At 66.7% G+C, this 24,894-nt stretch carries 1 protein-coding gene (cut by both window edges); it reads left to right on the top strand.

Every position in this 24,894-nt window falls within one protein-coding gene, locus VIN30_RS06325, for an LPXTG cell wall anchor domain-containing protein (protein WP_338210144.1), read on the top strand. The gene is 67,494 nt long; 26,251 of those nucleotides lie to the left of the window and 16,349 to its right, leaving coding positions 26,252-51,145 in view, spanning codon 8,751 (partial) through codon 17,049 (partial); the first complete codon in view begins at window position 3. Both the start codon and the stop codon lie outside the window.

Raw genomic sequence — 24,894 nt, 5'->3', positions numbered from 1 at the left:
CGGCCACCACCCTGACGGCCGGCCCCTCGGCGCAGTCGCTGCTGGAAGGCGTGGCAGGGGAGTACGCCGCCAGCAACCGCGGCCTGGTGTTCTCGGTGGGCAGCCAGACCCAGCAGGTGCAGCCCGGCCAGGGCGTGTACCTGCGCGTGATCACCCAGATGACCGACGAGCTGGAGGCCGACCCCGACTACAACGACACGGTGAACAACGCCTTCAACAACGACGATGACGCGCCGGCCTACGACGCGGATAAGATCAAGGCCACCTTCGAGGTGACCGCCAAGCCGCGCCACGGCTACACCCAGTACATGGTGGAGCAGGCCGACGACCGCGACGAGGCCACCTACAAGGTGATGCACGACGAGGCGCGCGACATCATCGAGTACCACCACAAGAAGGCGGTGGACGCGAACCTGACCGGCAAGAGCCAGTACGGTGCCTTCGTGGAATCGGATGTGCAGTACTACAGCAACGGCGGCAACACGAACGGCTACCATGCCACCGTGGCCGACCGCAAGAGCGGCATCACCGCGCCCTTCGACCCGACCACGGCCGGCGACCAGCTGATCAAGGTGACCGCCGAGGACCGCGCGCTGAAGAACGCCACCACCCTGGACGGCGCCACCGACGCCAGCGGCAACCTGGTGAGCGACGACCTGAAGCAGATTTCCGGCTGGCAGGGCGTGGTGCTGACCAAGCCCGAGCAGACGATCACCAACGCCGGCGACGTGATGCGCGACGTGAAGGACGACCATTTGGGCGATGTGCGCATCACCACCGAGTATCCGAACGTGTCGCCTACGCGCAACACCACGGCCAACCAGGACGGCAACCCGCTGAAGGTGAAGGTGTCGAACCTGGCGAACCCCACGTTCCACACCAACGACATCCGCGTGACGGTGCGCTTCACCGAGCGCTTCAACGATAAGCTGCAGCGCCCCGAGGGCAAGCGCATCTTCGAGGTGTACGGCCACAACCTGGCCTACCCGGAGAACCTGCCCGACAACACCGCCATGGCTCCGGGCGGCACGCGCCAGAACACCGATCTGGCCGACATCGATGCCAAGGACACCTATCCCATGAACCGCGCCTCGGCCGATTCCGTGGTGGCGGTGAACCCGGGCGATGCGGCCGACGGCACCGTGGCGCGCGACGTGGCCTGGACGCATCCCGGCCGCGAGAACATCAAGGTGGAGTACTACGTGCCCCTGGCCTCGGATGCCGACCGCGAGAAGGTGATCGCCATCATGAAGGCCGATCCCGACGCGGTGGACCCGGTGTATCTGACCACCGAGACGCCCGAGGAGAAGGACGAAGAGGGCAACGTGACCGTGCCGGCCGTGACCGACACGGCTCTGGTGGGCGCGTGGCTGACCGAGGACCAGGAGCACAAGGCCCTGACCAGCTACATGACCGGCCGCTCGAACAAGGTGGCGGGCACCGAGAGCGTCGTCGACATCAACCTGTTCCGCGAGGCCGAGGCCATGCGCTGGACCTACTACGACATCCCGGCCACCGAGGACGGCCTGAACCCGTTCAAGCTGAACGATGTGGTGCTGGACGGCGTGGCGCGCTTCAACGACACGCGCGACCTTCTGTCCACCACCCACACCGACATCAACAACTACTACACCGGCAACGTGGCCGTGGACGTGGCCTACACCCACCATCACAACGAGACCACCACGCTGCCCTTCGACGGCCCGCTGTACAACGCCACGGGCACGGTGAACGGCTCGGGCGTGGGCGCGGCTTCCTCCACCAACGTGCAGCATCTGGGCTGGAAGACGAAGCAGAACCAGTGGAAGGTGTCCGAGAACTTCCGCGTGTACCGTCGCGCCCCGAACACCCAGTTCCAGAACCAGGTGTTCCAGACCCGCGACGAGGCCACGGCCCTGTACGACGAGAACGCCCCCCAGAAGACCGGTTACGTGGCCGGTGAGACCTTCTGGTACAAGGACACCCTGGTGAACGCCAACTTGGCCGTGTCGGCCAGCGCCATCGCCGTGACCACGAAGTCGTGGACGAGCGGCTACGGCGACTGGGCGGCCGGCGACGCGAACGGCCGCGGCGGCCAGTACCACTCCACCAACCACGGTCACAGCACCGGGTCGGGCATGAGCATCAGCTTCCAGGTGTACAAGACCACTACCTTCTCGTTCCAGTACTTCGTGTCGTCTGAGAGCAGCTGCGACCGCCTGAACTGGACGGTGAACGGGCCCTCGTACTACAACACTTACTCGGGCAACACCGGCTCGTGGAAGACCTGGTCTGCCACGGTGAAGCCGGGCAACTACACTGTCAACTTCAGCTACACCAAGGACCACTCGGTGCACAGCGGCGACGACACCGCCTACCTGCGCAACTTCTCCATCGTGAACGGCTCCAACGGCGACGTCTCCTTCGACTACGGCAGCGCCAACGCCGCCGAGGTGAAGACGAACGTGTCGGTGACGGACACCCAGGAGGAGAGCGCCGGCGAGGGCGAGATCTACAATCCGGTGTTCTACGAGCGCATTCCGCTGGACTACCTGAAGCAGGCGGCCTACGGCGGCAACAGCTACGGCGATACGGCCTCGAACATCGGCAAGGACATCACCGCCAGCTACCTGGAGAAGGTGATTACCGAGAACACGGCGTGGTACGACCGCTACGGCAACGACGTGACCGCCGAGCGCACCCGCGGCCTGAAGGTGAAGGTGACCCAGGTGGGCACCGAGGAGGGCGCGGCCACCACCACGGCGGCCGACTACGGCGGATCAATGAACTACGAGTCGCACGAGCTGGGTATCTGCGACAACGGCGGCCTGACGAACCCCTGCACCCTGGGCGGTTCCAGCAACTACACCTCGGGCAAGGCCTACAACGACATCGTGCCCACCGACGAGGGGGTGTCGAACACCACCACCTTCGGTCTGTTCAAGATCGAGTGGGTCATGGATGACCAGTATGAGGGTATCAAGGGCGTGGCCGATCCCACCGACCCGGCCGACACCCGTTTCCTGCCTGAGAACGAACTGAAAACCGGCTCTTTACTGACCGACGGCAGCGTGCCGGCCAAGGGCACCGTGCCCACCGACAAGCACCAGCAGCTGCGCCCGGTGGACCGTCCCGACAACAACGGCACCGTGGTGGAGGTGGGCGACACGCTGTCCATCGCCATCCCCGTGCGCGCGGCCACCGAGAACCTGCCCCAGGTGTACAAGGACCTGGATGCCTCCGACACCACGGCCACCGTGGGCGCCGCCCGCGTGGACGATCCGAACGCGGCCTCGAACACCGCCGGGGTGCGCCCGGCCTACCTGCCGCGTTTGGGCGAGTACTACTATTCCAGCTACCACCTGCACTGCGGCCACACCGGCTGCGCCGCCGGCTCGTTCTTCGTGAACCCGGGCCCCGGCAGCGCGAACTTCGGGCTGTCGAACGCCATGCTTGACCCGTTCGGCACCGGCATGGTGACGGGCAACCGCATCAACAACCAGAACGTGCTGATGGACATGGACTCGCTTCTGCACGAGGTGGCGTTCACGGCCGACAAGCCCAAGCACGTGGACACCTACGAGATGCTCGACCACACCTACACCTTCATTCCGGGCACTGCCTCGAATGTGGTGAAGAACGGCGACGGGCACATCGGCGAGAGCGTGGTGAACACCGCCGGCTACACCGAGAGCAACGACTACGGCTCTTCGGGCCGCAACGGCCAGTTCATGGACGCCGACGTGATCACCACCAACAACATGCAGAAGGTGAGCTACCTGACCACGAGCGGGCGGCCGGCCACCATGGAGCTGGGCCGCAGCCACCTGCCCATGGGCTACACCTACGCCAGCGCCGACGAGTGGAGCCTCGACGCCGGCGGCTACACCTCCGTGCAGACCGAGTACACCCGCGACTACTTCAGCTTCGTGACGGCCAACCGCATCGCCGACGCCCTGTCCACCGTGGAAGGCGGCGTGGGCGCGGTGCAGTACCGTCCCTACAACACCAGCGCCAAGCGCAACGAGACCACCGTGAACATGGGCGTGGACTCGCCGCTGCGCACGGCGGCCGAGAAGCTGTCTGCCACCCCGCTCGTGTGGTCGCAGACGCGCGTGCACATGCAGAAGGCGTGGCTGGCCACCACCTCCGAGATGGTGAGCGACTTCGACAACGGCGTGGGCGCGGCCAACGCCACCGACGACTACAAGGCGGCCCGCAAGTACAGCCAGCCCACCACGCTGTCCACCGGCGCGCGCGGCAGCCTGGCGATAAACACCCCCTTCGCGGCGGCCGATGTGAACTACACCGACGCCTACAAGAACCTGTACGACGTGTCGTGGGCCAACGACTTGAAGCACTGGCAGCTGACCGCCGATCCCGAGATCGAGTTCGGCCAGTACGAGGACGCCCTGGAGTTCGGCCAGGAGTTCACCAGCCAGCTGACCGCCTACAACTACGGCGACCGCAACCTGGATGGCGTGACCTTCACCTACATCATGCCCCGCGGCGTGGAGCCGGTGCTGCGCAAGGACGGCAGCATCGATGTGGGCGCCCAGCTGCTGACGAAGGTGAACGGCATCTCCAAGGGTACCGGCGCCGATAACGACGGCGCGCCCTATGTGAGCGAGACCTACGCCGACATTCCCGCCGAATTGGTGGACGTGCAGATCGTGCAGACGCCCTACGGCGCCTACCAGGGCTACGACGCGCCCTCTACGAACCAGGATCCGGCGGCCTACCGCACGGGCAACGTGACCACGGCCGACGTGGACTACTCCGAGCATGTTGAGCAGGGCACCTACGCCAGCGTGAACGGCGCCACCGGCGCGGCCTCCCAGCGCGGCGAGGGCACCGACACCAAGAACGCCGCGGGCGAGATCGTGGCCGACCCGTCGAAGATGACGGGCGCCACCTACACCCAGAGCAGCCAGCCCTGGGTGCTGAAGATCACCGTGAAGCAGGATCTGGGCAAGTGGTTCGGCCGCGCGGTGGACAACGCCGCCAACGGCACCGACCCCGACCCGGTTTCGCTGCGCGCCTGCTACGACGAGGGCGGCTACAAGCTGCGCGTGAACCTGCGCAGCCACATTTTCGGCAACAACGAGTCGGAGGTGTGGTACGACCGCCTGCTGACGGCCCCGTGGGACGATGAGGCCAACACCGGCAACGTGGACGCCGCCACCCCGGGCACGCCCGAGGCCCCGGCCACCTATGCTGAGGCCGATGACGCCGAGCGCGCCGATACGGCGCTCACCCTGTACGTGAAGGACGCCGCGGGCGCCTACGTGGCGGCCACCGCCGCCGACCGCGCCAATGCGGATGCCACCTTGTACAAGATGACGGCCCCGGCCACCGCGGCCGCACCCGGCAAGGAGCCCTTCAACTCCAGCGCCTACTACCAGATCTACGACGTGGACACCTACGAGGGCGGCGCCGCCCTGCAGACGCGCCGCCAGAACGTGCAGCCCTTCGGCATGGACTTCAACTGGACGCTTATCGCCAAGGGCCGCCTGGGCGTGCACGCGCCGCTGTACGGCCAGTTCCACGGTTCGCCCAACATGCCGGCCGTGAACGGCACCACGGTGCTGAACAACGCCGTGGCCGCCGATGAGGCCTTCGCCACCAACAACGACCAGAAGGCCCTGGCGCCCATGGGCCTGCGCGTGACCGACAACGCCGCTGTGAACTACGACGACGCCCTGAAGGGCGGCACGGTGCTGTATGCCCAGACCGGCGCCCACGCCGTGATGCGCAAGCCGATGGTGCGCGTGTGGAACACCGTGAGCACCTTCGAGCCCGAGGTGGGCGACACCTCGGATGCGGCCATCGCCGTGAACGAGACCTACTACGTGGACACCGAGGCCGACAAGCGCCAGCTGAACGTGCACGTGGAGAACCGCTACTGGCTGGACGAGCAGCCCTACCAGTGGGAGCAGGTGAGCGGCTACCACGACCGCCAGGTGTACACCTCGGCGGCCCACAACAACTATGCCGTGGACGGCGGCAGCAAGGGCTCGCTCACGCTGCCCGTGCTGACCGTGGTGCTGCCCTACGGCGTGGCCCTGTACTCCAAGACCACCAAGAAGCCCTATTCCATCGAGGGCACCCAGACGGTGAGCCCCGACGACTGGGATATCTCCACGCCGTTCATGGCCGATTCCGACAACTACCACAAGCTGCAGATCGGCGACAAGAAGTACTGCCGCTACGTGCCGGGCACCGACGCGGTGTTCACGGCCGTGGCCGACCCGGCCGCGTTCACCGGCGACCTGTACGTGCAGGACACCGATGCCGACGGCAACACCATCTATGTGCAGAAGGCTTACGATCCGGCTGATGCCGCCCTCACCTACTACGAGCTGACCACGCCGGCCGTGGCCCCCGCCTACGACGAGATCTCCACCGATGATCTGGAGACCTTCAAGGGCGACCTGTTCCTGCTGGATGCCGCCGATGCCGACGCCAACGCCGACGGCTATGTGCAGTACGCCCGCACCACCGACAGCCTGTGGGTGGAGAAGGTGGCCGTGCGCGGCACCGAGCGCGATCTGAACGCGAACAAGGACCGCGCCTGGAAGGACGACAACTGGGCGGTGACGAGCACCTTCGAGCCCGTGACCACCAACACCGGCGCCACCGAGTACCGCTACGTGGTGCGCTTCGAGCCGAAGGCCTCGGGCTACAACGACGCGAACGACCTGATCACCCAGATCACCTCGGGCGGCATGGACATCTTCAAGATGAACGTGATGACCTACGACGAGCCCAAGATGGGTCTGGACCCGGCGGCCATGGCGCGCTCCTACGAGAACGTCCGCGCGTTCGTGACCTCGAAGGTGGACGGCTACAAGTACCTGACCGACGACATGATCACCGTGGCCGTGAACCCCGATCCGAAGGGCACCGTGAACACCGACACGGTGACCCAGCACGACGCGGCGGGCAACGCCCACACCCTGGCCGGCGCCGGCGCCGACAACCCGTTCACGCCGGGCGCGCCCTCGCAGCTGTCCGACAGCAACGGCATGACCGCCCGCGAGAAGAAGCTGACCTGGCTGGCGTACCGCGGCTCCCAGGCCAACTGGGGTTCCATCAACTCCACCACCTACAACAACAACCTGCGCGCCACCGGCTGGTACTCGGCCGACAAGCGCCTGGACGCCACCGAGACCACCTACTACACCTATGCGCCGGTGGCCGGCGAGGGCTGGGGCGGCTCGGTGTACACGGCCACGCCGCACACCGAGGGCTTCATCCCGGCCAAGTACATCAACAACGGCCAGAACACCGCCGAGAAGGTGCCGAGCAACTACCTGGCCGGCTTCAACGGCCGCTATACCGAGAACCAGGATGGCAACGGCACCACCCGCAGCCGCCTGGCCCTGGGCGGCGTGGCCGTGGCCACGCGCCCGCTGTACGGCGCCGATACCCTCACCCTGGGCGTGAACGGCGAGCCGCTGGCCGCCGACAAGCAGAAGCCCCAGGGCAAGGGCCTGCTGGTGGGCGACTACTTCTTCGATGCCAACCAGTACGGCCTGTCGCAGGCGACGACCCAGAACCTGAACCGCGCCGGCGACGGCACGGCCGTGCGCACCGAGCGCTTCACCGATCGCGCCACGGGCAAGGCGGCCGACCACTACGACGACGGCGTGTACGCCACGGTGAAGCTGCGCACCAAGTCGCCCACGCTGAACGTGGACTACGAGGTGGAGGCCAGCCCCAACGACCGTCCGAGCGATACCGGCAAGAACTACGCCGACAAGACCGCCAGCGACTACGTGCACGGCACCGAGCGCACCGGCATGGGCGCGGGCAAGGACTCCATCATCAAGGTGGACGGCTCCATCATCTCGGCGCCCACGTCCATCCTGGACGCCGCGGGCAACCTCATCACCGACCGCGTGATGAGCGACGCCAACGGCCATGAGCTGATCAAGGTGCAGCGCACCGAGCGTCCCGACGGCTCGCAGACCACCACTATGCACTACAACGCCTACGACGAGGCCACCGACACGCTGATTCCCCAGCGCGAGGCCACCCGTCAGGTGAGCGCCGACGGCAAGACCATCGTGGTCACCCTGAAGAGCTACAAGAACGGCCAGGTGGAATGGTCGCTGGTGAAGACGTTCAAGAAGTCGCAGCTGACCGACGCGGTGGACTCCACCGAGGCCAAGCTGTACTCCGGCGACGTGGATGCCGGCGGCACGCACCTCATCACCGAAAACTACAGCCGCACCAAGAAGGTGACCTTCAACGACATCGTGGGCGGCGGCGCCCCCGAAACGGCCGTGGGCACCACCTTCTTCACCCGCGCCAAGCACTTCGCGGAGATTACCGATGCCTCCTTCACGGGCACGAAGTACGTGAAGCGCATCGACAGCGCCAACGGCAAGACCCTGTACGTGCCCGAGGACCAGACGCCTCCGGGCCAGCCGGCCACCACGACCGAGCCGCGCTACCAGCATCTGCCCGAGCTGGACGTGTACACGGCCGTGCCCTACACCTTCGATGACCTGCATGACGCCTACGAGGCGCAGCAGAAGGCCAAGAAGCAGAAGGACGAGGCCGCCCAGGATGTGGCCAATGCCACCACGGCGGGCGACGCCACCGCCCTGGCCCGGGCCCAGTGGGCCCTCACCGTGGCCACGCTGGCCGCAGAGGAGGCCAAGCTGTACGTGGGCGACGGCGAGGCCTACGTGGGCGTGGTGCTGAACGAGCTGCCTCCGCGCGTGGAGCAGACGGTGGATCCCTACAGCTACTTTGCCTACACCGCCGGCAACCCCGGCACCCTGGACATGATGGGCACCACCTTCTACGTGCAGAACCGCACGTCGAAGGAATACGAGGTGGTGAGCATCGTCTCCGCTACCGATCTGAAGTACTACAGCGGCGCCACGGCCCCGAACCTGTACGTGAAGCAGACCTTCGGCGACACGGTGAACTACGTGCGCGCCAAGCTGGTGCGCAACGTGAGCGCCATGGACGAGCGCGTGTACACCTTGGACGGCGACAGCAAGACCAAGCCCATTACCGGTGTGACGTTCTACACCTACGAGCGCAAGGCCGAGCAGAAGGTGGGTGCCGACGGCAAGCCGATGTACGACGAGGATAACAACCCGGTGATGGAGTACACCGACGTGTACACGCCCTTCCCGCTGGACGACAGCAACGTGGACAGCGTGACCACCAAGAAGGCCACCGACGGCTCCGACCAGGTGGTGCGCCCCGACACCCAGCTGTACGTGGCCGACCCCGATCATAAGGGCTCCTATCTGAAGGTGGGCGACATCACGGTGCGCGACGACGAGCAGTGGATGTACGAGTACACCCTGGACAACTACCCGCAGGTGCCCGCCGAGGGCGGCGTGTTCTACGTGATGGAGGAGAAAGAGCAGAACAAGCTGGACGACAACGGCGATCCGGAGCAGGACGAGGCCGGCAACCTGATCAAGGAGACCGTCTACATCCCCACGGAGCTGAAGAAGTCGGACATCAAGCTGGGCGACTACCTGGAGGCCGAGGCCGACCGCCTGTACGTGAAGATCGAGACCGCCCACAAGGGCAAGGACAAGCTGCCCGACGAGCTGAAGCAGGGCTCGGTGGTGTACGTGCGCCACGCCGATGACGACGACGTGGACGTGTACGTGCAGATCGAGCTGGAGCGCGTGAAGGAAGAGCCCCCGGTGGTGGAGCCCGACGAGTACGACCGCTTCGAGTTCAGCCGCGACCAGACCGTCAGCGACGTGCGCATCGTGGTGAACCGCTCGGTGGACTTCGTGGCGCCCTTCCGCGACCCCGACCAGCTGCTGAACGACGACGGCACCGATCACTTCATCCAGGGCGGCGAGTACTCCGTGAACAGCAAGACCCTGGAGTGGGTGTCGGCCAACGACCCGTACTTCCTGTTCAACAACTACCAGTACGACCCCTCGTTCCTGAACCAGTTCGGCATGGACAACGACTGGGTGAACCACGACACCCTGTTCCTGCCCGCCTTCGAGAACGACGCGTGGCAGTACGACCAGACCCCCTGGTTCGCCGCCACGGTGACCAACTACGCCGACGAGAACGCCCAGCCCGGCCAGACCGGCTACCTGGAGCCCGACGAGTACACCGACATCGTGGAGGCCCAGGGCGACATGAAGCACGCCAAGCTGGTGTACGCCCTGCACCTGCCCAGCCAGGTGACGTTCTACGACGACCGCATGCTGACCGACGACAAGACGCTGGCCCAGGTGGACGACAAGGGCGTTTCCAAGTCGAAGGACTACAAGTACATCGGCGACTACACCGACGACGACTACGCCTTCTACGTGGAGCGCGTGTACACCGACCGCAAGACCGGCGAGCGCGTGACCGAGCGGCTGACTCCCAAGCAGCTGATGGAGAAGGGCTGGACGGTGAAGGTGTCCTACCAGCCCAACTACGGCGACAACAACTTCGCCACCACCGGCACCCTGGCCCTGCGCGGCAAGACCGACAACGCCAACTACGGCAAGGCCGATATGGACGACGCCGCCGACACCGTGGCCGCCCGCGGCCTGGTGACCGATACGCTGTCGGGCTCCACTGAGGCCAACCAGGGCGTGGGCTCCTACAGCACCGTGAAGCCGCGCGTGCACGACCGCGAGGTGGTGGTGTTCGAGATCGCCGCGCCCGACGATGCCACCGACAAGGAGTTCGCCGAGTTCGACTCGCTGCTGAACGCCTACTATGCCGGCGTGCATCCCGACGGCTTCCTGGGCTTCGGCGACTCCATGACCTTGAAGGTGAAGACGCGCCTGGACAACCTGGGCGATGTGGACACCGCCATGGACGACAGCCTGTACGACGGCGATAAGCTGGTGAGCTACAAGAAGCAGATGGAGACCATCGCCAGCTGGAACGGCGACGACTCCCAGGTGTACGCCACGGCCCACGAGACCAAGCTGAACTGGATCGACGACGAGGACAAGGAGGGCTGGGACCACATCTACGACGGCGACGACCTGACGGGTGCGGACACCAGCAACAACACAGGCCTCGGCCAGAAGCCCAACGGCGGCGGCAATGTCGAGGCCGGTGCCGACGGCTCGGTAGACGAGGGCACCACCGGCCTGAAGCCGAAGAAGGACGTGATGACGCTGATCGGCACGTCGTTCCACGGCCAGTCGGTGAACCGCTTCTACCGCTCCGGCGAGAAGGCCGCCGACCATGCGGCCACCAACGTGAACTACGACCGCGACAGCGATCTGGACGACCTGTACGTCACCGACACGTCCGGCTGGTTCCGCATCCGCAAGCCCTCGGCGTCGGTGCGTATCGACACCGAGAAGGCCCGCACGCTCATCTACAACTCCGACATGAACGTGTACTCCGGCCAGGACGTGCAGCTGCGCGGCTCCAACGGCTTCTACATGACCCAAGCCATCAACACCGGCGGCGCGGTGAACAGCTTCGTGGTGGATTGGCAGGTTCCCTTCTGGGCCACGGCCTCGGAGAATCCGGCCAAGAGCGCCATGACCGTGGCCAACGCGCCGTTCACCAAGGACACCGAGTACGCCGTGGGCCGTATCCAGTCGGCCTTCGAGAGCGTGTCCACCGGCATCTGGGAGGTGCCGGGCGCGGTGTACACCGCCGACGGCACCGAAGACGGCATCGCCCTGGCCGCCGACGCCGCCGGCGCCAAGCCGGCCAACGAGGCCGCCGAGACCGAGAGCCAGCTGCGCCTGTTCATGTTCGCCCGCGTGTCGTCCACCAACTTCGGTGCCGACGAGAACGTGTTCATCGAGCAGAACGGCAGCGAGTACCAGGGCCGTGAGAACTTCGCCCTGGCCGGCAGCGACGCCGACCGCGACTACTGGTACGGCGAGGACGAGATCGACCCGGCCTTCAATGAGAGCACCGACTACAACACCGCCGATTCGAAGCAGTGGGTGCAGATCGGCGCCAAGGAGGGCTACGCCATCTCCGACAAGCAGAACATCACCTTCACCCGCAAGCAGATTCTCGGCGAGGACGACTCCGTGCAGATCCGCCAGATCCGCTGGGTGGTGAAGGCGGTGCCCGTGGGCTCCACCGTGGAGGACGACAGCCTGTCCCACAAGGTGCCCGTGCCCCACGGCTTCCGCCTGGACGTGGACGCCGTGCCCGACAAGACCACCGGCCTGAAGCAGCTGAACGGCCGCATCTACGAGGACGGCGACCCGGCCCTGTACAAGGACGCCGCGAAGACCGAGTACAAGGACGGCGTGTCCGACCCGGTGCTGGACGACGGCACCACGCTGACCGACACCGCCGGCAAGTACCTGGCCGAGAACGGCACGCTCATCAACACGAAGGGCAAGCAGGAGGCCGACGACTTCGACCCGCTGCGCCTGAACGTGGGCTGGGGCTACCGCAAGAACAACATGGGCAAGGTGGAGCTGCTGGATTCCGCCGGCAACTACCACCCCGAGACGGTGACCGAGATTCACGCGGGCGTGACCTCGCGGGCTCCCTACGTGAAGTTCACCACCAGCAAGCTGACCGAGCCCTCGCACGGCCAGGCCATCGACGGCGTGCCCGACGATGCCACCGACAGCGGCAGCGACCTCGACGTGCACGTGAACCACTTCGCCAGCGCCACGCCGCGCTACGACGACACCAAGAGCGTGGAGACCGAGCGTTCCCGCGGCGGCTTCATCCGCACGGCCGAGTCGCCGGTGCTGTCGCTGGAGATCTTCCAGGGCTACTTCTCGGGTTCGTCGCGCAACACCGGCTATTCCGAGCCCGACCCCACCGAGGGCTACAGCTGGAGCCGCGGCGCGTCCACCATCAACAAGGGCTCGTCGCTGATGATGCGCTACAAGCTGGTGCTGACCAACCTGTCCGACAACCAGATGGCCGCCCTGGGATATACCGGCTACGAGCAGGACTCCTGCGCCAACCCGCAGATCTCCCAGGTGCTGCCCTATGTGGAGGGCTTCTCCTTCGACTCGTCGGGCAACGTGGTGTCGCCCAACGGCCAGCGTTTGACCTACGTGTCCTACGAGGATCTGGAGGCCGACAAGTACAACGCCGACGGCACGGCTAAAACCATGTGGGAGCGCGCCTACGGCCACTTCGACTGGAACTACACCTCGGAGTGGGTGCCGGGCAAGCCCTACGTGAACATCGACCGCAAGACGCCCATCTGGACGTACTACGTGGCCGACATGACCGACTACCTGGAAGTGGAGTCGGTGCGCACCAAGCTGTCGGAGTCCACGCCGCGCATGAACGACCCGGTGATCGGCAGCGCCTACCGCATCGCCGACAAGACCTCGGGCGTAGATACCACCACCAGCCTGCCCCGTAAGTTCATGAACTGGCGCTTCACCGGCCAGAAGTCCGACAAGGGCACGTCGCGCGGCGTGCTGCAGCCGGGCCAGGCCGTGATCGTGGAGCTGCTGGTGCCCATCGACCCGGATGCCAACGACCTCATCTCCGAGGACCTGCTGACCACGTCGGGCTACGGCTACAAGCCGGGCAACTTCAAGCCCTACACGCCTTCCATCGCCTCGTCCGACGGTTCCACCCGCGGCCTGGTGTCCGACACCCGCGATGTGAACATGGACAGCCAGACCAGCCAGTCGATGATCATGATGCAGCTGCCGGCCCTAAGCTTCGAGAGCGCCGGCACGGTGGACTCCGACAAGGTGGTCACCACGCAGCTGGAGCAGCAGGCCAGCTGGTCGAAGAACGGCCCGGCCGGTGTGCCCGAGGGTACCAGCTACACCTACTACAACACCGTCACGAACCCCGAGGGCGTGGGCGAGGGCGGCGCGAACTCGCCGACCCGCTTCCGCAACGTGGTGTTCTACGACATGCTGCCGCACGAAGGCGACGCCGACGTGTACAACCATAACAGCGACCCGCGCTTCGACGCCTTCAAGACCCGCGATTCCCAGTGGGCCGGCACCTTGTCCGATCTGGACTCCATCCAGGTGCGCCGCTACACCGCGGCCGGCGATGCCACGGCCGACCCGAACGGCACGCCTCTGGTGGACGGCCTGGACATGACTATCTGGGTGGGCCCGTTCAAGAAGGTGAACGGCGAGATCGTGCCCGCCGACGTGGACCAGCTGCTGTGGCTGTACAAGTACGGCGAGCGCCTGGACCCGAACGTGGACACCCCCGAGGATGACGGTATCGACGAGTACGTGCCCGACAGCCGCTTCCAGGTGTTCGAGGAGGTGCGCAACGGCTCCTACAAGTACGTGAACGGCCAGAGCGTGCCCGATAAGTCCGGCGACGAGATGAAGTACAGCTACAACCTGGTGAAGCTGTCCGAGCTGAAGGATTACGTGAACGCGAATCCCGATAAGGAAGCCGAGCTGACCCGTGCCCTGCGCGCCATCTGGGCCCAGCCCAAGAGCGAGATGCACGTGCAGGCCCGCGGCTACATGCGCCTGGTGTACGATCTGGACGCCCCGCTGAACCTGCCCAAGTTCCTGGGCACCAAGACGGGCGACCCGAATGTGGACCTGCAGGCCGAGGAGAGCAACCCCGAGAACACCTACAAGACTCCCGAGGAGCTGGCGGCCTACTACAAGCGCCTGGCCCGCGCCAACCAGCTGCGCAGCGTGGTGCAGCAGAACTCCGTGCTGGTGCGCGTGAACCAGAACGACGCCGGCGACGAGGCCGGCACCTACCTGCGCGAGAACGGCCGCGCCGGCGCCTTCATCGACGCTCCCGACGGCCGCGGCTACATCGGCGACTACGTGTGGCTCGACTCCGACTGGTCGGGCAGCCCCGAGGACGACGTGCTCGGTCGCGACGGCAGTGACGTGACCGTGGACGCCAACGGCTCGGGCGGTGCCAACAGCGCCTACCAGACCAGCCTGAACGGCCGCAAGCTGCTGCGCGGTATCGATCCGCTCACGGGCAAGGCCTTCGACAACACCGGCGCCAACGGCTCGCACCTGAAGGATCTGGACTACGACGCCGAGGTGGAAGACCCGGGCATCAACGATGTGAAGGTGGAGCTGCTGAACGAGTACGGCAACCCCGTGAACCGCGACGGCGAAGTGGTGCAGCTGGTGAACAACGCCGGCACCGGCGGCCAGGACCGCTGGGTGCAGTGCGACGCCCGTACCGGCAAGCCCCTGCGCGACGCTTGGGACAACTACATCAACGCCGACAGCGGCGCGCCGTACGTTACCTACACGAAGTTCGACTACTACGGCAACCCGGGCTACTACATCTTCAGTAACCTGGTGCCGGGCTCCTACCGCCTGCGCTTCACCTTCCCCGAGGAGTACTACAACTTCTCGCCCACTCAGAAGAGCATCGGCCAGAAGGACATCTACTCCAACGCCGGCGACACCGAGGTGACCGTGGAGCGCGTGGAGCGCGATGACGTGGCCGGCACCGATGCCGCCCTGCGCGTGACCACCGCCGCCATCGAGGTGGAGGAAGTGGCCTACGACACCGCCAACATCGGCACCGACCAGTACAACGCGAAGATCCACGCCGACTACGACGCGCGCATGACGTCGATGAAGCTGGGCATCGCCCAGGGCGTCACCTTCGAGGGCGTCACCTACCGCGACGACGTGCTGGCCACCGGCGATATGGAGGAGAGCACCGAGATCAACTCGCTGCTGGATTCCGTGGGCGCCGGCTCCGGCGAGACCGAGGACCAGATGAAGGGCGCCACCTACGTGCCCGAGAAGCGTCTGGAAGGCATGCGCGTCTCGGTGTACGAGTACAACGATGGCGTGATCAGCTCGGCTTTGGCCGACGACGCCGACGGTCAGCCGGCCACGATCATCACCGACGACACCGGCTTCTTCCGCTTCCGCCTGAAGGCCGGCCATACCTACGTGATCAAGACCTCCGACACGGTGAGCACGCGTCTGATCAAGCCGACGCTGGTCACCTGGAGCCAGGACCCGCTGGAGTACCAGCAGGACGGCCTGTTCTACGAGGGCACCCGCAACCTGGTGTCCGACAACGACCTGCGCTACGTGTCCGGCTCGGCGCGCACCTATCCCATCGAGGCCCAGCTGCCCCTGGTGGACGGCAAGGCCGTGTACGAGGACGAGAAGGCCAAGTGGAAGGGCTACAAGCGCCAGAACAAGCTGGCCCTGGGCTACATCGACGGCACCAAGGGCTACCTGGGCGACAAGGTGTGGGCCGACGAGAACAACGACGGCCTGCAGCAGGATACCGAGACCGGCGTGGGCCAGGGCCCGCAGAACGGCGGCCTGAAGGTGAAGATGGAGACCTGGTACTACGCGCCCGTGACTTCCACGGTGAAGTACCAGCAGGCCCTCGACGAGGCCGGCAATCCCGCCTTCGAGAAGAACGACGACGGCATCGAGATCACCACGCCCGACGGCAAGCGCGTGCCCGTGATGGAATGGGTGGTGGAAGACTCCGACGAGTACCAGTGGCAGCTGTACCCCGGCGCCGAGCTGCGCGAGGTGTACACGGGCGACCAGGCGGCCGCCGGCACCTACCTGTTCCGCGATGTGTCCAGCTACGTGGTTGACCCGCGCGACACCCGCAACGTGTCCGACGACTACAAGACCAAGCGTCTGGCCGGCTACCGCCTGCGCGTCGATCAAGAGGATCTGGCCAGCCTGGACGAGGACTACGCCATCACCATCCGCGACGCCTTCCAGACGCGTTCCGGCAACGAGGGCCAGTCCATCGGCACCGACTCCGATGCCATGACCAAGCCCGTGACCACCACGGTGATGCGCCAGGCCGACACCTCCACGGTGCCGTCCTCGGATGCCACCGCCTACTACCGTTACGACGAGGGCACCGGCACCTACGTGGCCACCACGGCCGACTACGAGGGCGACCTGTACACCCTGGTGCGCGACGCCGCCAAGGGCGACGACATCTACGTGAAGGTGGCGGGCAAGGCTCCCGCGACCGCCGCCACGCCGGCCGATCCCGCGGCGCCCGTGGTGACGGGCACCCAGAACGCCGACGGCACCAACGACTTCGGCGGCAGCACCTTCACCTATTACCTGAACGAGAAGGGCAGCCAGCCCGAGACCGGCTCGTTCACCGACGGCTACATCGTGCTGGCCACGGTGGGGCAGCATTCCGCCACCCCCGCGGCCTTCACGGAGTACAACGAGGACGAGCTGGTGGATGTCACCTACACCACCACCTACCGCAACGCCACCGACACCACCCAGATCGTGAAGCTGACCGACCCGTTCCCCGACGGCAACCTGCCCGCGGGCGCTTCCTCGAAGTACGTGAGCGCGGTCGGCTCCTACACCCTGGACGGCGCCACGGTGCCCGTGACGCCGACGGTGGGCAAGGACGCCAACCTGAACGACGCGGTGATCTTCCAGAACATCACCTTGAAGCCCGGTGAGACGGTCACCATCAAGGTGCGCTATAAGTTCGTGGCCGTGCGCACCGTCGCCCATGCGGTCACGGTGGCGGGCGGTCCGGACGGCGATGTGGAGACCAACACCATCGCCCACAAGGTGAAGCGCGACCTCGACCGTATCAAGCCGGTGTACCCGCAGTTCAAGGGCGGTATGCTGGACGATGCCGACATCATCGTGCGCGACGAGGTGACCGACGTCATCACCAAGCGCATCAAGCCGCTGTTCACCGTGCCCAACGTGACGGGCCTCACCTACGACGCGGCCGTGGCGGCCATCCAGCAGAAGCAGACGGCCGTGGACGAGGAGCATGTGACTCAGGAAGGCGCGCTTTCCGTGGGCCGCATCACCTACGAGGCGCCGCTGACCGGCTTCGATCCGGCTAAGATCGGCACCGTGCTGCGCCAGATCACCCCGGCCGGCGCTAAGAAGCACAACGGCGCTCCGGTGGAGCTGGTCATCTACGGCACCGAGCAGCAGAACGACGGCAAGTTCACGCCGGTGGTGAACCGCTACGCCTCCAACGAGGATGTGGAAGCGGCTCTGGACAACCTGTGGAGCAACGTGTCCACGCTGAAGAGCCAGATTCCCAAGAAGCCCACCGAGCCGGTGAACCCCGACGAGCTGGATCCCGACAAGCACGACAAGTACAAGCCCGAGACCTATTACGGCTCTGTGGGCGTGCAGCCCGGCGACACCCCCTCCGACGACCAGCTGGCCGCGGCCGAGCAGGCCGCCAACACGGCGTGGCTGGCCGACTGGCAGGTGTTCCTGGCCACCTACTACGACGTGATCGGCTTCGGTTACTACGATGCTAACGACAACGGCAACCTGCGCATCCTGCCCACCGACGACAAGGCGAGCGAGACGGCGCAGCCCTACACCAAGCACGGCATCATCCTGACGGGCAACAGCGACCAGGAGGCCTTCCTGGCCTACAAGAACGCCTACGAGGGCGCGGCGGGCAAGGAATACGTGGTGAACGAGAAGGACGAGGAGCACCACACCAGCACCACCACCAAGCAGCTGCCCGACTTCCCCGGCTACAAGAAGATCTACGACGACCTGAAGGCCCAGTACGACGCCCGCGTGGCGCTGTACGAGCAGGCCCTGGCCATCTTCAACACGCTGAACGACGAGTTCAACACCTACAAGAACGACTACAAGTACTATCTGTCCGAGAAGCTGGCCTACGAGTCGGAGCAGGACTACAGCACCGGCAAGCTGCTGAACGGCCAGACCGTGAAGAAGGTGCCGGGCACGAGCCTGCTGCCGGGCGACGACCCGCTGTCGGGTACCGCGCCTGTGGTGTACGACATGGGCGACGCGGCCCGTCTGTACAACTGGGATATCGGCCTGGTGCCGGTGCCGCGCTCCAGCGTGGCCGGCAAGGTGTGGGACGACTCCTACTTCAGCGAGCAGCCCGCGCCCGCCGCTCCCGTGCGCGCCGACTTCGCCAGCGACGACGAGTACGCCGGCGCGGTGGCCGACTACAACGCCGAGCTGGCTCAGTGGACGGCCGCCCAGGAGAAGGGCTACAACGGCATCCAGGACGCCGGCGAGCCGGGCATGGCCAACGAGACCGTGTACCTCACCCAGTGGTACTACCTGCCCCTGGCGAATCTGAACGCCGGCGCGGGCAGCGTGTCCGATCCCGACGACACCTCCTTCCGCTGGAAGGCCGACGCCGAGCTGGCCGATCTGGCCGCGAAGTGGGCCGCCGGCACCCTGACCGACGACGAGGCCGCTGCCCTTGAGCAGAAGGCCCTGGCCGTCGGCGTGCCCGTGACCTACGTGGCCGACGAGGACGGCAACGCGACCGATGTGGTGGACTACGTGGCCGATTGGGAGCCTGCCTCCGACGGCTCGGGCTTCTGGGTGCGCAACATGGACTTCGGTCACGACAAGCTGACCGGCCGCTTCCATACCGAGACCCATGTGGACGAGACCTCTGACGAGGTGATCACCACCACCGAGTTCCTGGGTCCGCGCTCCACCGACTCGTGGTATGTGGAGGGCAAGCGCGGCGTGGTGGCCGTGCGCACCGCCGACGGCGTGTCCACCGACACCGCCGAGGACGGCACCGTGACCGAGACCACCGACGAGAACGTGCGCGGCACCTACCGCTTCGACAACCTGCCGGCGGCCTACACGGCGCCCGATGGTGGACACTACCTGGCCTCCTACCGGGTGGAGCTGGCGAACACCCGCCGGGTGTCCACCGACGAGGCTGCGGCCGAGGATGACGAGCAGTGGCTGCTCACCCGTTACCAGCAGCCTCTGCGCACCGCGGCCGATCCCGTGAAGGATCTGGCCGAGGGCACCGTGGCCGATATGGACGACGCCGCCGTGGTGGAGCAGCTGCGCCGCCGTGCCGACTCCGATGCCGAGAGCGCCCGCGGCGTGGCCGGCGGCCTGGCTCTGACCGCCAACGACACCGTGGCCTCCATTAACGGCACCAGCTACACCGGCACGCGCGCCCACACCGGCCACATCGTGCTGGCCGGCGAGGCTGCCGACACGCGCAACAGCAATATCGATATCCGCACCAAGGCGGCCGACCTGGCGGCCTCGCGGGTGACTGTGCCCGTGACCGACTTGGTTAACGTGACGGTGGAGGGCGACGGCACCGCCGACGCCAACCTGCTGGTGCCCACCGACCGCTACGTCACCTTCGACTGGCTGGGCTACCGTCCCAAGACCGACGCTTTGGGCACCGTTATCACCGAGGAAGTGCCCGAGCTCGACCGTAACGGCAACCCGGTGCTGGACGCCTCGGGCAAGCCGAAGGTGTCCCAGGTGCCCGTGCGCGAGGTGTTCGGCGGCGACGCCGGCGAGATCGCGCCGCCGAAGCAGGCCATCACCGGCGTGGTGTGGAACGACGCCGACAACGACGGCATGCGCGGCGTGGCCACGGCCGACGGCTCCGATCGCGAGCTGGCCGAGGGCGAGCAGATGCTGGCCGGCATCCAGCTGACCCTGGAGCGCCACTACCTGGTGCTGGGCGACGCGAACGCCGCCTGGACCTACGACGCCGATTGGGCCGTGAACGACGAGCAGTACGCTGCCGATCCGACGGTGGGCCTGGAGGGCCACAACACCTACGGCGCCTATGTGGAGCCCGATCCCGAGCCCGAGCTGGACGAGGACGGCAATCCCATCGAGCCCGACGAGGGCGACGAGGGCGATGCTCCCGAGCAGCCGGCCGAGACGTTCACCCATAACACGGTGACCGACGAGACGGGCGCCTACCGCTTCGACAACCTGAAGAGCCAGGGCTTCGTCATGGTGCCCGTGGCGGCCGACGGCTCGCAGATGGCCGGTTCGGTGGACGATGTGCTGTACGTGCGCACCGAGGCCGAGAAGCCGGGCCGCGTGGAGTACGTGCCCGCCGACGACACCGTGGCCGACGACGTGCAGCGCTTCGCCAAGAAGCGCGTGGTGTACGGCTACAAGGTGCGCGTGACCGACGAGAACTGGTGGAACCGCTACTGGGGTACCGCCAAGTACCTGCAGGGCGACGACTACGGCCTGGCCGGCACCGACTACCGTTACGACTCCGATCTCATTCACGGCACCGGTTACCTGATGGCCGAGGCCGAGGAGGGCGTGCCCGCCGAGTACACGGTGCTGCTGGATGTGGCCACGGCCACGTCGCCCACCGAGAACGACGCGGTTATCGCCAACCCGAACCATGCCGACCTGAACACCGTCGACCGCTACGGCGACGCGGTACGCTACGGCACGGCCGACGAGGGCTATGAGCCGCGCGCCGGCGAGAGCAAGATCGTGCCCGACGTGTACACCACGGGTGCCGTGGACGCCTTCAACCGGGCGGCCGCCGAGGGCGAGTCCATCACCTTCGCCGGCACCACCACCTTCGACCTGGCCCGCGGCGCCGACCGCGCCGGCAACGACGCCGGTCTGCGCGAGCCGGTGTTCCAGTCCATCGAGGGTGTGGTGTTCCACGACGCCGATTACGACGGCCTGTTCGCCGCCGACGAGAACACCCAGGATGCGGGCCTGCCCGGCAAGCGCGTCATCCTGAAGCAGTGGTACTGGGCTCCGGTGCCGGTGACCGACGAGGGCACCGACGATACCGAGGGCACCGAACCCGACGAGGGCACGACGCCCGACGCGCCGGCTGCTCAGGCCGAGGGCGACGAGGCGACCGGCGACGGCACCGAGGGCTCCGAGCCCGGCGAGGGCGACAGCGCCGACAAGCCCGCCTACGTGTGGCAGTGGGTGCTGAACCCCGACTTCGGTGCCGACAACTACACCTGGGCCGCCGCCAACGCCGGCGACGTGCCCCACAGCTCGCTTTCCGCCATCGACGGCGCCACCTACGACGCCGACCTGGGCGCGGTGTGCACCTTCACCGATGCCGGCACGGCCACCGCGGCCGCCGGCGCCGGCGTGGTGGGCGACGCGGGTCATTACGACTTCGCGAACCTGCCCACCCGTTACGTGGCCGACCGCCGCGCCGAGGGTGCCGACACGTCGAAGCCCGCGGCCGAGTACCTGGCCGGCTACACCGTGGAGGTGCTGGGCGGTCCTGTGACCTCCACCAACGCCGAGGCCATCCAGGGCCTGCCCGCCACGCTGCTGCAGCAGGGCAGCCTGGCCACCGACGACGTGAACTCCAAGGCCGTGTCGGCCCTGGCCTCGCTGGGCAACGAGGTGTATGTGGACGGCAACTACCCGGTGCGTTGGAACGAGCAGACCGCGCAGAACCCGGCCGACGACGCCGACTTCAACAGCAAGGCCACCCTGGACGGCAAGATCATCCTGGCCGCCCGCGCCCAGGCCAACAAGCTGGCCGGCGACGACGAGCCGCTGACCATTTCCGATACCGTGACCGAGGGCACCGCCCCGGCCGAGGCCACCCGCGATGCGGCGGCCACCAACCGCGCCGACGCCGCCACGGCGGCGGCCCGCGGCACGGCCAAGCAGTACTACGTGGAGGCCACCCGCGATGCGGCTGCCGCCGGCTCCAAGGACGGCGCCGACGTGCCGGCCGCCGAGGACGTGACCGTGCGCTTCGACATGAGCCGCGGCCAGTCCGAGCTGCGCATGAACGCCGGCTTCGGCGAGTACGGCTACACCGAGGTGAACGGCAAGGTGTGGCGTGACGAGAACTTCGACGGCATTTTGAACCCCGGCGAGGAGCTGCTGACCAACGGCGTCATGTCCATTACCCAGTGGTTCTGGGTGACCGACGAGGCCCTGATCGCCGCCTTCGAGCGCGAGGACGAGAACTACGAGGTGGATCGTCGGACGAACACGCTGACGCGCAAGGCCGACGGCACGCCCGATAAGGTGGAGCAGGGCGCTTGGATCCACGTGATCGAGGAATCCGGCAAGTCCAGCTTCCACCGCGATGATGCCTACACCGACAACCGCAACGGCGACGGCGAGGGCGTCTACCGCTTCAAGCAGCTGCCCAGCTTCGTGTACGTGCTGACCGATACCGTTCAGACGCCTGCCGAGGGCGAGGGTGCCGAGGGCGCCGAGCCCACGCGCACGGTGACCGTGGACCGCATTCTGCAGCCCAACGACACCACGGCCGAGAACATCACCGAGGCCAACGCCGCCTCGCTGGATCAGCTGTACATGACGGCCTACCGCATCACCATGGCCGATGTGGCGCCCGACTACGCGCTGACCACCCCGCATGTGGGCGTCAACGTGGATAAGAAGGTGCTGCCGCCCGACTTGACCACCATCACGGTGACCAAGGACGGCGCGCCGCTGGAGGATGCCGACTCCGACGCCGTGCGCGGCGACGATCGCGTGATCCAGATCGTGCAGGAGTACTTCGACAACTCGCTGGATCTGAAGGCCGACGACAAGCACACCTCCGACGCTGCGGGCAATGCCACCAACTGGCGCACCGACGGCTACGTGATCGTGGCCAAGCGCGGCAACGCCGAGCAGCACTACCAGTACGAGGAGATCTACAATTCGGTGGCCTACGACGTGCCCCGTCCCATGGGCGAGCAGCGCGGCGGCGAGGCCGGCCTGGTGAAGATTCCGCGCTCGGCCCTGACCGGCCGCGTGTGGGACGACACCGGCGTGAAGACCGTGGGCGAGGACGGCAATGCCGTGCTGAACGAGAACGGCCAGCCGGTGTACAACTACGCCACGGGCTACAACGGCGTGCAGGATGCGGGCGAGGCCGGCATTCCCGGTCAGACCCTGTACCTCACCCAGTGGTTCTGGGTGCCCGGCGACGAGTGGGTGCGCTTCGCGAGCCTGCATCCCGAGCTGGCGGCCACCGTTGACGCGAACGTGAAGCGCGAGGAGTCCGGCGAGGGCGACGATGCGACCGTGACCTGGGACACCTCTGCTGTGGTGGCTCCCGCCGAGGAAGTGGGCGGCTACTGGATGCACAATACCGCCTTCGGTTCCGACACCTTCACGTCGAACCGGTACAGCCGCGGCACCGGCGAGGACGTGGCGCCCATCGTGTACGACGCCGCCACCGGCCAGCCGCTGGCCTACCAGGATGCCGCCAACGGCGTGCTGAAGGTGACCACCGACGAGAAGGGCCGCTACACGGTGACGAACCTGCCCACGGCCTATGTGACCGACAACGACGATACCTACTACCTGGCTTCCTACCGCGTGGAGCTGGCCGAGCTGTACCACGACCACAGCAACGCCATCGACGACACCGAGAACCAGTGGATCCTCACCCGCTACCACGCCGACGGCGCGGACGCGGCGAAGATCGCCACGGTGAACAACGCCGAATCGGTGGTGTCCGACTCCGACGTGGCCAGCGAGGTGGACTTCGGCATCGCCGGCGGCATGGTGGTGGCCGGCCGTGTGAGCGGCGACTCCACCGGCGCCGCTTCCGATGCGGCCGACGCAACCGGCACCACCCGCACCCACGACGGCCAGGTGATCCTGGCCCGCCAGGTGACCGACCTGGACGTGAAGCCCTCGGTGGACGAGGACGGCAACTACTCCGACGGCGACCGCAACGCCTGGGTGCAGCTGCCGGCCGGCCAGGGCGCGGGCCGCGCGGTGGAGACCTACAGCTGGATTTCCGATCCCGATGCCGTCGACGGCACGGGCGAGCGCACCGTGGTGGCCGTGAAGCCCGGTTCCACCGAGACCGTGGTGGCCGTGGAGGCCGGCGACATCGGCCAGGTGCAGCAGCCGCGCCAGAGCATCTTCGGCACCATCTGGAACGATGCCAACAACGACGGCCTGTACAATGCCGGCGCGCTTACCGTTGATCCCATCACGGGCGACTCGCTGACGACGGCTGGCGAGGAGCTGCTGAGCGGCGAGAAGGTGGTGCTGGAGCGCTTCACCATCACCGCCAAGCGCACCGACAACGGCTCCTTCGCCGTGGCCGAGGGCGCTACCTGGACGCGCGACACCGACTGGGCCGACGAGGCCTCGTGGAACGCCTATGCGGCCGACCCGGTGAACGGCCTGAAGAAGACCTTCACCGCGGCCGACGGCACCAAGAAGGAATACGACCGCACGGCGACCACCGACAAGGACGGCCGCTTCAGCTTCAACGACCTGCCCA

The sequence above is a fragment of the Adlercreutzia wanghongyangiae genome, from assembly GCF_035989245.1.
In the GTDB taxonomy this organism is placed as follows: Bacteria; Actinomycetota; Coriobacteriia; order Coriobacteriales; family Eggerthellaceae; genus Adlercreutzia; species Adlercreutzia wanghongyangiae.
This window is presented reverse-complemented; position numbering and strand designations above follow the sequence as displayed.